The organism is Bradyrhizobium sp. Pha-3, assembly GCF_042258325.1.
Taxonomy (GTDB): domain Bacteria; phylum Pseudomonadota; class Alphaproteobacteria; order Rhizobiales; family Xanthobacteraceae; genus Bradyrhizobium; species Bradyrhizobium elkanii.
Map to the genome: position 1 here is coordinate 5,743,642 of NZ_CP170151.1, position 12,542 is coordinate 5,756,183.

The window sequence follows — 12,542 nt, forward strand, 5'->3', positions numbered from 1 at the left end:
GCCGTCCAACGCGATGATGCGGGAGAGATCGAAGCGACAACATTCGTGTTGTTGCCTTCGGCGCCGACGGAGCAACCGCCCCGGAAACTCTCAGGCAAAAGGACTGTATCGTCAGGACGATCTGGAGAGAGACGAACATGGCCGCACATCAAGGGCTATGACGTCCACCGAAGGGGATAGTTCGCTTCTGGCTCCGGCCCGATGCGGATCAAGCTCTCAGGTACCGTGACAGATGGGGCGCCGAATGCCGGTTTCACCGGTGGTTCGGCGACTCTAACCCACGGGAGCCTGACAACCATCATGCCACATATCGCGATCATCGGCGCCGGCATCACCGGCGTAACGACGGCCTATGCCCTGCTTGAACGCGGCTACAAGGTGACTGTCCTCGACAGGCATCGCTACGCCGCGATGGAAACCTCGTTCGCCAATGGCGGACAGCTTTCCGCCAGCAACGCCGAAGTCTGGAACAGTGCTGCGACCATCCTCAAGGGTCTGCGCTGGATGCTCAGAAGCGACGCGCCGCTGCTGATGAACCCGAAGCCGAGCTGGCACAAATATTCCTGGATCGGCGAGTTCGTCGGCCACATCGGCCGCTATCGCAGCAACACCATCGAGACCACGCGGCTCGCAATCGAAGCGCGCAAGCACCTGTTCTCGATCGCACAGCGCGAGAACATCGCCTTCGATCTCGAGCGCCGCGGCATCCTGCACGTCTATCACGACAGGGCCGGGTTCGAGGCGGGCCTCAAGGTCAACACGCTGCTGCAGCAAGGCGGGCTCGACCGCCGGCCGGTGACATCAGACGAAATCCGCGTCATCGAACCCGCGCTGCGGACAACCTGCTATGGCGGCTTCTTCACGCCGTCGGACGCGACCGGCGATATCCACAAATTCACGCGCGGGCTTGCCGACGCCTGCGTCCGCCGTGGCGCGAGCTTTGTCCACGAAGCCGACGTCGACACGATCGCACGCGGCGAAGACGGCTTCCGCATCGGCTGGAACGAAGCTGCTTCACATGATGCTGTGGTCGCGACGCGGCATCAATTGCAAGCGGACGGGATCGTGATTTGCGCCGGCGTGGCGAGCCGCCACTTCGCCAGCCTGCTCAACGACCGCGTCAATGTCTATCCGGTGAAGGGCTATTCGATCACGGTGCAACTCGATGCGCCGCAAAGCCGGAATGCGGCCCCAACCGTCAGCCTGCTCGATGAAGCTGCGAAGATTGTCACCAGCCGGCTCGGCGCCGACCGCTTCCGCGTCGCCGGCACCGCCGAGTTCAACGGCTTCAACCGCGACATTCGCGCCGACCGCATTCAACCGCTGGTGGACTGGGTGCGGCATCATTTCCCAAACATCGATACGTCGAAAGTCGTGCCATGGGCGGGTTTGCGCCCGATGATGCCGAACATGATGCCGGTGGTTCGCGCCGGACGAATTCCGGGCGTGTTCTACAATACGGGCCACGGTCATCTCGGCTGGACGCTCTCGGCGGCGACGGCGCAGATGGTGGCCCAGGCGATCGACGATTGGCGCGACCTCGACGCGCCGCCGATGGCGCCGTCATTCGGTGGCGGGCTCGACGTGCCTGCCAACGCGCGCAAAGCTGAAATCAATCCACCTTCCAGTGGACTGCTTCGAACTTCACCGGAGGAATAATCGCGGCCAACAGGACTGATTAGCTGCACCGCAAAAACCGCAGCACCGATGGCATGGGACTTGCTCAAGTTCTACCGTGAGTCTGCTACCATCTGTGCTACGGTCTGGTGTGCAACGGTCCCGCTGGGGACTCCATCGACCACAACCCAACGGATCAAATTTGCTCGGATATCTGCTTCGCCGCATCCTCGCCGCCATTCCCGTGATGGGCGTGGTGGCTCTGTTCGTGTTCCTGTTGCTGCGGCTGACGCCGGGCGACCCGGCCGCCATCCTCGCCGGCGACAACGCGACTCCCGAACAGCTCGAACGCATTCGGACCTCGCTTGGTCTGAACGAGCCGATCTACATCCAGTTCTATACCTGGGTCGCCAAGTTGCTGCACGGCGACCTTGGCGTCTCCCTGATCTCGAACAAGCCGATCCTCGAGATGATCGGCCCGCGTCTCGAGCCGTCGATCTCGGTCGCGCTGGCCACCATCATCCTCTCGATCCTGGTGGCGGTGCCGCTCGGCGTGATCGCGGCGTGGAAACACGGCACCTGGATCGACCGCTTCGTGATGGGACTGTCGGTGCTCGGCTTCTCGGTGCCGGTGTTCGTGATCGGCTATGTGCTGATCCAGATCTTTGCGATTGATCTGCGCTGGGTTCCAGTGCAGGGCTTCAAGAGCATCTCGGCCGGCTTCGGCCCGTTCTTCGAGCGCATCATCCTGCCGACTTGCACCCTCTCCTTCATCTATGTCGCTCTGATCGCGCGCATGACGCGGGCCTCGATGCTCGACGTGCTCGGCGAGGATTACGTGCGCACGGCGCGGGCCAAGGGCATCGGCGAGACCGGCGTGCTGCTGCGCCATGCGCTGCGCAATGCGGCCGTGCCGGTCATCACGGTGATCGGTTCCGGCTTCGCGCTGTTGATCTCCGGCGTCGTCGTCACCGAAAGCGTGTTCAACCTGCCCGGCATCGGCCGCCTCACCGTCGATGCGGTGCTGGCGCGCGACTATCCGGTGATCCAGGCGATGATCCTGTTGACGTCGGGTATCTACGTCGCGGTCAATCTGTTGATCGACCTCGCCTACACCCTGCTCGATCCTCGTATCCGGTACTGAGCAATGGCGATCGAAACCCTTCCCGAATCCTCTATTCCCGTCACCCGGCCGTTCCGCGTCAAGTTCGGCTTCCTGACGTCGACGCCGATCATCGCGATTGCGACGATCTGCCTCGCCCTCATCATCCTGATGGCGATCTTCGCGCCGCTGCTTGCGCCGCACGATCCCCTGCTGTTGACGCCGTCGCAGCGGCTGAAGCCGTCGAGCGCGCAATATCTGCTCGGCACCGACGCCTATGGCCGCGACCTGTTGTCGCGCATCATCTACGGCGCACGGATCTCGCTGGTGATCGGGCTCGGCGCCGCCGTCTGTTCGATCGCCATCGGCCTTCTGATCGGCCTCGTCGCCGGCTTCTTCCGCTGGGTCGATGCGGTGCTGATGCGCGTGATGGACGGCTTGATGGCGATCCCCGCCATCCTGCTCGCGATCGCCGTGGTGTCGCTGTCGGGTGCCAGCATCTGGACCGTGATGGTCGCGATCACCATCCCCGAGATCCCGCGCGTGGCGCGGCTGGTGCGCTCGGTGGTGCTGACCGCACGCGAGGAACCTTATGTCGAGGCCGCGATCTCGCTCGGCACCAGCCTGCCGAAGATCATGTGGCGGCATTTGATGCCGAACACCATCGCGCCGCTGATCGTGCAAGGCACCTATGTCTGCGCCTCCGCGATCCTGACCGAGGCGATCCTGTCGTTCCTCGGCGCCGGCATCTCGCCGGAAACGCCGACCTGGGGCAACATCATGGCTGAAGGCCGCGCCTATTTCCAGGTCAAGCCGTCGCTGATCTTCTGGCCGGGGCTGCTGCTCTCGATCGCCATTCTCAGCGTCAACCTGATCGGCGACGCCGCGCGCGACGCGCTCGATCCCCGCATGAAGCAGCGTGAGGGCAAGTGACCGCAACCAACTCTTCCAACGTCGTCCTCGACATCAACAATCTCGTCGTCGGCCTCGGCCGCAAGGCGGATGCGCATCGCATCATCGACGACCTGTCGCTACAGGTACGTGAAAGCGAGACGCTGTGCCTGGTCGGCGAAAGCGGCTCGGGCAAGTCGGTGACATCGCTCACCGTGATGGGCCTGCTGCAGAAGGGCACGCTGGTGCCGTCTGGCGGCAGCGTCAAACTGGTCGGCGAGGAACTGCTCACCGCCAGCGACCGGCGGCTGCGCCAGCTCCGCGCCACGCGGATGGCGATGATCTTCCAGGAGCCGATGACCGCGCTCAATCCCGTCGTGCCGGTCGGCCGCCAGATCGACGAGGTGCTGCGCGCCCACACTGATCTCGACTCCCGCGCGCGGCGCCAGAAGATCCTGGCGATGATGGAGCATGTGCGGCTGCCGGACGTCGAGCGCATCTTCTCCTCCTACCCGCACCGCCTGTCGGGCGGACAGCGCCAGCGCATCATGATCGCGATGGCATTGGTTCTGGAGCCGAAGCTCCTGATCGCCGATGAGCCGACCACTGCGCTCGACGTCACCACGCAGAAGCAGATCCTCACCTTGATCCGCGACCTGCAACGCGACCACGGCACCGCTGTTCTGTTCATCACCCACGACATGGGCGTGGTGGCCGAGATCGCCGACCGCGTCGCGGTGATGCGACACGGCCGCCTTGTCGAAACCGGCCCGCTGCAGGACGTGCTGCGCAATCCGAAGATGGAGTACACCCGCAATCTTTTGTCCTCGGTGCCGAGCCTGGTGCCGCGCGCGCCGCGCCCGGAGACGACCGAGCCGGTGGTGCTGGAAGCCAACGAGCTCAGCAAGGTCTACCGGGAGCGGTCGCTGTACGGCAAAGCCCGCGAGGTCGCCGCCGCCAGCGACGTTACCCTCACCTTGCGCAAGGGCCGCACGCTCGGCATCGTCGGCGAAAGCGGTTCCGGCAAGTCGACGGTGGCGCGCTGCATCGTCCGCCTGATCGATCCGACCTCGGGCGGGGTGCGCCTCGCCGGCCGCGAGATCTCCGACCTGTCGCGCCGGCTGTTGCAGCCGCATCGCCAGAAGATCCAGATCATCTTCCAGGACCCTTACCGCTCGCTCAATCCGCGCGTCACCGTCGGCGAGAGCATCGCGGAAGGCCCGGTCAATTACGGCATGCCGCGCAAGGACGCATTGGCGCGGGCGCGCGAGCTGCTCGAGCTCGTCCATTTGCCGCCCGACGCGATCTCGCGCTATCCGCACCAGTTCTCCGGCGGCCAGCGCCAGCGCATCGCGATCGCGCGCGCGCTGGCGCTCGATCCCGACGTGCTCGTCGCGGATGAGGCGGTGTCCGCACTCGACGTCTCGGTGCAGGCGCAGGTGCTGGATCTGCTCGACGAAATCCAGCGCCGGCTTGGCATCGCGCTGCTGTTCATCACGCATGATTTGCGCGTCGCCGCACAAATCTGCGACGACGTCGCCGTGATGCAACATGGCCGCGTCGTGGAACAGGGACCGGCCGCCGAGGTGCTGACCAATCCGCAGCAGGCCTATACTCGCGCCCTGCTCGATGCGGCGCCCGGACGCGGCTGGGATTTTGCGAATTTCCGCCCGGTTTCGGAAGGCCTCGTGGCAACGGCCTAAGTCTTTAGTATTCCGTAGCCCCGATGGAACGAAGCGAAATCCGGGAAAATCTCAGCCGCCCGAAACACCCCGGATTGCGCTTCGCTCCATCCGGGCTACATGGGCGCTCCCCGTCGCAATGACGGACTGCGCTGAGGGCATGCAAATCCGCCGGTGCTCCACGGCTTGCGCTTGGCGCGACGACACGCTTAACGTCGCGCGCTAGAGCGTGGCCCTGACGGTGGACACCGGTCTTCCCCGGAGATCACGCTCCAACCAACGAGATGAGATCATGACGCGCGTCGTTGTGATCGCATCATAATCGAAGAAACGTATCGAGACCAACTTGATGACCCGCATTGCCGTTGGCGGCTTCCTGCACGAGACCAATACCTTCGCACCGACGAAGGCAACCTATGACGATTTCGTGCACGGCGGCGGCTGGCCGTCGATGACGCATGGCGCCGACGTGCTCAAGGTCATGCGCAAGATCAATGTCGGCCTTGCCGGGTTTGTCGAGGCGGCAGAAGCCAATGGCTGGGAGCTGGTGCCGACGATCTTCGCCGCGGCGAGCCCGTCGGCGCATGTCAGCAAGGATGCGTTCGAGCGGATCGTGACCGAAATGGTCGACGGCATCGCCGCGGCCGGACCGATCGACGCCGTCTATCTCGATCTGCACGGCGCCATGGTCACCGAGCATTACGACGACGGCGAAGGCGAAACGCTTGCCCGCGTGCGCAAGGCGATCGGCAACGACCTGCCGCTGGTGGCGAGCCTCGATCTGCATGCGAACGTCTCACCGAAGATGATCGAACATGCCGATGCGCTGATTGCCTACCGCACCTATCCGCATGTCGACATGGCCGAAACCGGCCGCGCCTGCGCCCGGCATCTGGCGCTGATGCTCAAGTCCAGGCAGCGCTTCGCTAAGGCATTCCGGCAATTGCCGTTCCTGATCCCGATCAGCTGGCAGTGCACCAACGACCAGCCCACAAAAGGCATCTATCAAAAGCTCGCCGCGCTCGAGAGCGACGCCGTGCCGACGCTGTCGTTTGCGCCCGGCTTCCCCGCAGCCGATTTCAGGGATTGCGGGCCGAGCGTGTTCGCCTATGGCCGGACCCAGGCCGAAGCGGATGCCGCCGCCGACAAGGTCGTCGCGCTGGTCGAAGGCCATGAGGACGATTTCGACGGCCGGATCTATTCGCCCGACGAAGGCGTGCGGCTGGCGATGGAACTGGCGAAATCGGCCAGCAAGCCGATCATCATCGCCGACACCCAGGACAATCCCGGCGCCGGAGGCGATTCCGACACCACCGGCATGCTGCGCGCGCTGGTGCGCAACAGAGCCAGTGCCGCAACCGGCGTGATCTACGACCCGCAATCCGCGAAGGCCGCGCACACGGCCGGCGTCGGCGCGTCAGTCACGCTCGAGCTCGGCGGCAAGTCCGGCATTCCCGGCGACGCGCCATACCGGGAGACTTTTGTCGTCGAACAGCTGTCGGATGGAAAATTCGTGGCTCCAGGCCCCTATTTCGGCGGCCGCGACATGGATATGGGTCCCTCGGCCTGCCTGCGGGTCGGCGACGTCCGCGTCGTGGTCGGCTCCTACAAGGCCCAGCTTGCCGATCAGGCGATGTACCGCTATGTCGGCATCGAGCCGACGGCACAGAAGATTTTGGTCAACAAGAGCTCGGTGCACTTCCGCGCCGATTTCGAGCCGATCGCCGAGAAACTGCTGATCTGCGCCGCTCCCGGCGCGATGCCCGCCGATACCGCCACGCTGCCGTGGAGACATCTGCGTCCCGGCGTCCGTATCAAGCCGAACGGCCCTGCTTTCACCCCCACCTCCCCATCACGCACAAACGGATAGAGAGATCATGCCGACCATTGAGCGCATCGACAGTTTTGCCGACGAACTCACCGCCATCAGACGGGATCTGCATGCGCATCCCGAGATCGGCTTCGAGGAGGTCCGCACCTCAGGCATCGTCGCCGACAAGCTGACGAGCTGGGGCATCGAGGTGCATCGCGGCCTCGGCGGCACCGGCGTGGTCGGCGTGCTCAAGGGCAAGGGCAACGGCACCAAGAAGATCGGCCTGCGCGCCGACATGGACGCGCTGCCGATGGAGGAGAACACCAATCTGAAGTGGCGTTCGACGATTCCCGGCCGCTTCCACGGCTGCGGCCATGACGGCCACACCACGATGCTGCTCGGCTCGGCACGCTATCTCGCCGAGACCCGCAATTTCGACGGCACCGTGCATTTCATCTTCCAGCCGGCCGAGGAAGGCCTCGGCGGCGCCCGCGCCATGATCAAGGACGGCCTGTTCAAGCAGTTCCCCTGCGACGAGGTCTATGGCCTACACAACGCGCCCGACCTGAACCATGGCGAGATCGCGATCCTGCCGGGCCCGGCAATGGCCGCAGCCGACTTCTTCGACATCAGGATCCAGGGCTACGGCGCGCATGGCGCGATGCCGGAGCGCTCCAAGGACGCCGTTGTGATCGCAATGACGCTCGGACAGGCGTTGCAGTCGATCGTCAGCCGCAACGTCGATCCGCTGCAGGCGGCGGTGCTGTCGATCACGCAGATCCATTCCGGGTCGGCGTACAACGTCATTCCCGGCGAAGCCTGGATGTGCGGCACGGTGCGCTGCTTCTCCGACGAGATCCGTGAGCTGATCCGCAAGCGCATGCGCGAAATCTCCGCCGGCTTTGCGGCGGCATATGGCGCCGAAATCTCGGTCGATATCCGCGATGGCTTCAGCGTGCTGGTGAACCAGGAAGAACAGTCCCGCGTCGTCGAGGAAGTCGCGCGCACCGTCGTCGACCCCGCCAAGGTGATCACGCGCTCGACGCCCAAGATGGGCAGCGAGGATTTCGCCGACATGATGCAGGCCATTCCCGGCGCCTATTTCTGGGTCGGCCATGACGGCTCCGTGCCCGTTCACAATCCCGGTTACGTTCTCGACGACAAGATCCTGCCGATCGGCGCCAGCATGTTCGCCCGCATCATCGAGAAACGCATGCCGGCAGGTGCGCATGCATAAGCCCAAAGGGGACGCCATCACGTCGCTGCACGATCTCTCCGCCGTCGACCTGCTCGCCGGCTATCGTGCCAAGCAGTTCTCGCCGTCCGAGGTGCTGGAGGAAATCATCTCCCAGGTCGCGACCTGGGAGCCGCACATCAAGGCGCTGTATCTGTACGACCCGGAAGGGGCGCGGAAGGTCGCCAAGACCTCAACCGAGCGCTGGCAGCAAGCCGAGCCGGCCGGCACGCTCGATGGCGTTCCCGCCACCATCAAGGACAATGTCGCGACTAAGGGGCAGCCGGTGCCGCTAGGCGCGGCGAGCGTCAAGCTGGCGCCCGCGGAGAAGGATGCACCGCCGGCGGCGCGGCTGCGCGAGGCCGGCTGCGTGATCTTCTCCAAGACCACGATGCCGGACTACGGCATGCTGTCGTCGGGCCTGTCGTCGTTCCATCCCCTGACCCGCAATCCCTGGGATGTCAGCAAGAACCCCGGCGGCTCGAGCGCCGGCGCGGGCGCGGCAGGCGCAGCCGGCTACGGTCCCTTGCATCTCGGCACCGATATCGGCGGCTCGGTGCGGCTGCCGGCCAACTGGTGCGGCCTTGTCGCATTGAAGCCGAGCCTCGGCCGCGTGCCGATCGACCCGCCCTATGTCGGCCGCGTCGCCGGTCCGATGACCCGCACCGTCGACGACGCCGCGCTGATGATGAGCGTATTGTCGCGTCCCGACCGCCGCGACGGCATGAGCCTGCCGGCGCTCGAGGTGAACTGGAAGGCACTGGAGAAGTCGCCGCGCAAGCTGCGCATCGGGCTGATGCTCGACGCCGGCTCCGGCCAGAAGGTCGAGAAGGAGGTTCGCGAGGTCGTCGTGAAGGCGGCGAAGGCGTTCGAATCCGCCGGCGCCGTCATCACCGAGATCGACGGCATCCTGACCCCCGAGATGCTCGAAGGGCTCGACAATTTCTGGCGCGCCCGGACCTGGGATGAGCTGTCGAAACTGTCGCAGGCCGAGCGCGGCAAGACCCTGCCCTACATCCTCAACTGGGCAGAGGCCGGCGCAAAGCTCTCCGGCGTCGAGGTGGTGCGCGGCTTCAACCAGACGATGGCGATCCGCGCGGCCGCCGCGAAATTGTTCTGCGAGGTCGACTACGTGATCTCACCGGTGTCGCCGGTGGTGAACTTCCCGGCGGAGTTCGCCGCACCGCTCAACGACCCCGCAAAGCCGTTCGAGCACATCTGCTTTACCGTGCCGTGGAATATGTCGGAGAACCCCGCGCTGTCGATCAACGGCGGCTACGACAAGAAGGGCTTTCCGATCGGCGTCCAGATCATCGGCCGCCGCTTCGACGACATCGGCGTGCTCGGCATGGGCAAGGCGTTCGAAGGCCTGCGCGGCCCGCAGAAGCCGTGGCCCACGCCGCCGAAGAAGTAAAGCAGCGCCTCAACGCAAGTCGGGATGCGCGGAGCCAAGCCCGCGCATCCCTCTTCTTCACAAGGGATGATTGCCGGGTTAACTGGATGGAGACGCGCGCCAGCGCCGTTCATTCAAGAAAACCGAGAGGAAATCATCCCCATGGCGTATGAGACGATCAAGTACGAGGTCGCCGAGCAGATCCTGACCATCACGCTGAACCGGCCCGACAAGCTCAACGCCTTCAACGCCACGATGCAGCAGGAGCTGATCGACGCGTTCGACAAAGCCGACAAGGACGACGACGTCAGGGCCATCATCGTGACCGGTGCGGGCCGCGGTTTCTGCGCCGGCGCCGATCTTTCATCCGGCGCTAACACCTTCGACCGCGATGCGCGGCGCGGTCCGGTCAAGCGCAATGCCGACGGCAGCGTCGACTACAGTGATCCGCAGGTGCGCGACGGCGGCGGGCAAGTGACGCTGCGCATCTTCAAGTGCCTGAAGCCGGTGATCGCCGCTGTGAACGGCCCGGCAGTCGGCATCGGCGTCACCATGCAGCTTGCGATGGATATCCGCATCGCCTCCGACGCCGCGCGGTTCGGCTTCGTGTTCTCCCAGCGCGGCATCGTGCCGGAAGCCGCATCGAGCTGGTTCCTGCCGCGCATCGTCGGCATCTCGCAGGCGCTGGAATGGTGCTACTCCGGCCGCGTCTTCCCGGCGCAGGAAGCGCTCGCCGGCCGGCTCGTCAGCAAGGTGGTGGCGCCGGACGATCTGTTGCCCACCGCGCGTGCGCTCGCCAAGGAGTTCGCGGCCAAGACGGCGCCGGTGTCGGTGGCGCTGATCCGCCAGATGATGTGGCGCATGATGGGCGCCGACGATCCGATGGAAGCGCACAAGGTCGACAGCCGCGGCATCTATGCCCGCGGCCGCTCCGACGACGTCAAGGAAGGCGTGGTGTCGTTCCTGGAAAAGCGCCCCGCGCAGTTCAAGAACAAGGTGTCGTCCGACATGCCCGACTATTTCCCGTGGTGGCAAGAGCGCGACTATAAGTGAGCGAGCGGCGTCAAGCGGCGTCCACGCTTGACGGCGTCGTCCTGCTGCACGGCATCAGCAGGACGGCGCGTTCGTTTCGCAGGATGGAGCTGGCGCTGAGGGCTGCCGGCTTTGCCACCCTCAATCTCGACTATGACAGCCGGCGCAAGGGTCTCGATGCGCTGGCCGAGGACATCCACCCCTCGCTCGATCAATTCGCGCGCAGCCTCGATGGCTCCGTGCATTTCGCCTGCCATTCCATGGGCGGGCTTCTGGCACGTGTCTATCTGGCAAGGCATCGCCCGGCGCGGCTCGGCCGCGTCGTGATGCTGGGCACACCAAACGGCGGCAGCGAGATCGCCGACCGCCTGAAGAACCTCGCAGCTTATCGCGCCTATTTCGGTCCGGCCGGCCAGCAGCTCGTCACCCGCCGCGATGCCGCGAGCAGCGCGTTGCTGCCGCCGATCGATTATCCCGCCGGCATCATCGCCGGCAACCGCTCGGTCTATCCGATCACCTCCATCGGCCTGCCGCGGCCGCATGACGGCAGGGTGTCGGTCGCCAACACCAGGCTCGACGGCATGGCCGATCACATCGTGATCCGCACCTCGCATCCCTGGCTGGTGCGCAACGCCGAAGCGATCGCGCAGACCATCGCGTTCTTGCAAGAGGGGAAATTCAGCACAAATCGTCGGGTGGACTAAGGGCGCGGACTCATTGGCACGCAGCCAGACCCGGTCGCGAATGACCCGAGGCGGGGATGTCGGAGTGCCCTGCTTCGCTCAGTCGGCGTGGGCGTTACCCATCCTGTGCAGCTTGAGCATGGCATAGACCGCATTGTTGGCTGGCGTAGGAATGCCAAGCGGGCGGGCGAACTCCACCACCTTTCCGGCGAGCCAGTCGAGTTCGAGCCGGTTGCCGCGTTCGAGATCGTGCAGCATGGAAGCCTTGAAGGTGGGCGGCGAGGCTTCTGCGAATTTCATTCTGTCCTCGGCGAAATTCTCCGGAATCGGAACGCCCTTGGCACGGCCGACCGCTACCACCTCGCTCATCAGACTGTAGAAGAACGCCCGCGTATCCGGGTCGGCCAGGATCGGCCCCAGCGGCTGGCGAGTCGTTGCGGTCGCGCCTGATAGTCCGACGAGAAATACGAATTTCTGCCAGCGCTCCCGGTCGATCCCGTCGGACACCGAGATGTCGATCCCGGCCGCATGAGCGGCGTCGGCAAAGGCTTTGAGGCCCTCATCGGGCTTGCCGTCGGTTCGGCCGCAGACCATGCGCGCGAACTGGCTCGTGTGGGTGACGACGCCAGGCGCGGACAGCACCGTAGCAATATAGGCACTTCCGGCGACCACATTGTCGGCGCCGAGAATCGGGGCGATCCTCTCCGCACTATCGATCCCGTTTTGCAACGGGATCACCCGGGTACGGGGTCCGACCAGGGGGAGAGACGACCTGGCTGCCGTCTCGCTGTCCCAGAGCTTGACCGCGAACAGAACGATATCGACCGGGCCGACCGTGGCAGGATCATCGGTCACGTTGGGTTCACGCAAATGAAGATTGCCGAGCACGCTCTCGACCTTGAGACCGTTTTTTCTGATCGCCTCGAGGTTGGAGCCGCGTGCGATAAAGAACACGTCGTGCCCTGCCGCAGCCATACGTGCCCCGAAATAACCGCCGAGGGCACCGGCCGCCATCACAGCGATACGCATGTCATCCTCCCCCTGCAACGACACTCAGCTGGCAGAGGGTATCACGCGACGGACCCGGGTTCGATT

At 64.9% G+C, this 12,542-nt stretch carries 10 protein-coding genes and 2 riboswitches; of the genes, 9 read left to right on the forward strand and 1 reads right to left on the reverse strand.

Going from position 1 to position 12,542, the window contains the following annotated elements; translation table 11 throughout:
• Positions 1–9: 9 nt before the first annotated feature.
• A riboswitch (glycine riboswitch) is annotated at positions 10–116 on the forward strand.
• A gap of 3 nt (positions 117–119) precedes the next feature.
• Positions 120–234, forward strand: a riboswitch (glycine riboswitch).
• From ACE10X_RS27265 to ACE10X_RS27305, 9 genes are all read left to right on the forward strand, one after another.
• Positions 202–1,659 (forward strand): D-amino acid dehydrogenase, encoded by a 1,458-nt coding sequence (locus ACE10X_RS27265; protein WP_338132053.1) that lies wholly within the window; start codon positions 202–204, stop codon positions 1,657–1,659. (Overlaps the previous riboswitch by 33 nt.)
• 160 nt (positions 1,660–1,819) lie before the next feature.
• The gene (locus ACE10X_RS27270; protein WP_018272343.1) at positions 1,820–2,761 is read left to right on the forward strand and encodes an ABC transporter permease; all 942 of its coding nucleotides are present in this window, start codon (positions 1,820–1,822) and stop codon (positions 2,759–2,761) included.
• Positions 2,762–2,764: 3 nt separating this feature from the next.
• Positions 2,765–3,652 carry an ABC transporter permease gene (locus ACE10X_RS27275; RefSeq protein WP_038383303.1) on the forward strand — a complete coding sequence of 296 codons (888 nt, stop codon included), beginning with the start codon at positions 2,765–2,767 and terminating at the stop codon, positions 3,650–3,652.
• The gene (locus ACE10X_RS27280) at positions 3,649–5,313 is read left to right on the forward strand and encodes an ABC transporter ATP-binding protein (protein ID WP_038383304.1); all 1,665 of its coding nucleotides are present in this window, start codon (positions 3,649–3,651) and stop codon (positions 5,311–5,313) included. The genes ACE10X_RS27275 and ACE10X_RS27280 overlap by 4 nt, the downstream gene beginning before the upstream one ends.
• A gap of 328 nt (positions 5,314–5,641) precedes the next feature.
• Positions 5,642–7,162 (forward strand): M81 family metallopeptidase, encoded by a 1,521-nt coding sequence (locus tag ACE10X_RS27285; RefSeq protein ID WP_375763093.1) that lies wholly within the window; start codon positions 5,642–5,644, stop codon positions 7,160–7,162.
• 7 nt (positions 7,163–7,169) lie between these two features.
• Positions 7,170–8,342, forward strand: coding sequence for a M20 aminoacylase family protein (locus tag ACE10X_RS27290; RefSeq protein WP_038383306.1), 1,173 nt, complete (start codon positions 7,170–7,172; stop codon positions 8,340–8,342).
• Entirely contained in the window at positions 8,335–9,753 is a 1,419-nt protein-coding gene (locus ACE10X_RS27295) for an amidase (protein WP_375763094.1), read from the forward strand. Before ACE10X_RS27290 ends, ACE10X_RS27295 begins: the two co-directional genes overlap by 8 nt.
• 141 nt (positions 9,754–9,894) lie before the next feature.
• Entirely contained in the window at positions 9,895–10,785 is an 891-nt protein-coding gene (locus ACE10X_RS27300; RefSeq protein ID WP_375763095.1) for a crotonase/enoyl-CoA hydratase family protein, read from the forward strand.
• Positions 10,782–11,468 carry an esterase/lipase family protein gene (locus ACE10X_RS27305; protein ID WP_375763096.1) on the forward strand — a complete coding sequence of 229 codons (687 nt, stop codon included), beginning with the start codon at positions 10,782–10,784 and terminating at the stop codon, positions 11,466–11,468. The genes ACE10X_RS27300 and ACE10X_RS27305 overlap by 4 nt, the downstream gene beginning before the upstream one ends.
• A 78-nt stretch (positions 11,469–11,546) precedes the next feature.
• On the opposite strand, the gene ACE10X_RS27310 is transcribed toward ACE10X_RS27305, so the two are convergent.
• Complete coding sequence (locus ACE10X_RS27310; RefSeq protein ID WP_038383310.1) at positions 11,547–12,476, reverse strand: ketopantoate reductase family protein; 930 nt, start codon at positions 12,474–12,476, stop codon at positions 11,547–11,549.
• Between the last annotated feature and the right edge of the window lie 66 nt (positions 12,477–12,542).

Excerpts from the sequence above, each read along its gene's own strand:
- ACE10X_RS27265 (WP_338132053.1), top strand. The coding sequence starts at position 202 with ATGCGGATCAAGCTCTCAGGTACCGTGACAGATGGGGCGCCGAATGCC.
- ACE10X_RS27275 (WP_038383303.1), top strand. The coding sequence starts at position 2,765 with ATGGCGATCGAAACCCTTCCCGAATCCTCTATTCCCGTCACCCGGCCG.
- ACE10X_RS27285 (WP_375763093.1), top strand. The coding sequence starts at position 5,642 with ATGACCCGCATTGCCGTTGGCGGCTTCCTGCACGAGACCAATACCTTC.
- ACE10X_RS27290 (WP_038383306.1), top strand. The coding sequence starts at position 7,170 with ATGCCGACCATTGAGCGCATCGACAGTTTTGCCGACGAACTCACCGCC.
- ACE10X_RS27295 (WP_375763094.1), top strand. The coding sequence starts at position 8,335 with ATGCATAAGCCCAAAGGGGACGCCATCACGTCGCTGCACGATCTCTCC.
- ACE10X_RS27300 (WP_375763095.1), top strand. The coding sequence starts at position 9,895 with ATGGCGTATGAGACGATCAAGTACGAGGTCGCCGAGCAGATCCTGACC.
- ACE10X_RS27310 (WP_038383310.1), bottom strand. The coding sequence starts at position 12,476 with ATGCGTATCGCTGTGATGGCGGCCGGTGCCCTCGGCGGTTATTTCGGG.